1 protein-coding gene is annotated in these 484 nt (G+C 42.4%); it reads left to right on the top strand.

The genetic code is table 11. The annotated features are described in order from the left end of the window. The first annotated feature begins 145 nt into the window (after positions 1–145). Positions 146–376 carry a helix-turn-helix domain-containing protein gene (locus tag EGI32_RS10735; RefSeq protein ID WP_255155390.1) on the top strand — a complete coding sequence of 77 codons (231 nt, stop codon included), beginning with the start codon at positions 146–148 and terminating at the stop codon, positions 374–376. The last annotated feature ends 108 nt before the right edge of the window (positions 377–484 follow it).

Below are 484 nucleotides of genomic sequence, written 5' to 3' on the forward strand. Positions count from 1 at the left end.
CCGCATCGTCATGCAAGAACTTTAGCCTTTCCTGTGCTTAGATGTACCAGATTTCAGAACGGAAAGTTGATGCAATAAAGATAAATTAAAATAGGACACAAAAGTCCTTTTTCTAACAATTTATTTTTAGTCTATTTGTTCTACTATGACGCAGATAAAAAACGATGAGTTACTTGGCAAAATTGGCAACGCACTGAAAGAATTGCGTAAGAGTAAAGGTATTTTGCAAGCAGATTTTGGAAATGATACCGGCATTCATATTGCCAGAGTTGAAAGTGGAACAAGAAATCTGACCATTAGTAGTTTGTCGGTATTGACGGATTACCTCGACATCAAACTATCCGATTTTTTCAAGCTTGTGGAGAAGCAAAAATAACCCCTCCTTCTTCCCGTCTTCCCGGCAAAATTTTAGCTCCCATGCGTGGCGTCCCCACCAGCCGGTTCCCTTTAAAGTCGCACTCGCGGCAGGCCGGGAGGCCACGCC

This window comes from Ferruginibacter sp. HRS2-29 (assembly GCF_024343615.1).
Lineage (GTDB): Bacteria > Bacteroidota > Bacteroidia > Chitinophagales > Chitinophagaceae > Ferruginibacter.

What these genes read in the sequence shown, in the direction of transcription:
- EGI32_RS10735 (WP_255155390.1), top strand. Translation starts at nt 146, where the DNA reads ATGACGCAGATAAAAAACGATGAGTTACTTGGCAAAATTGGCAACGCA.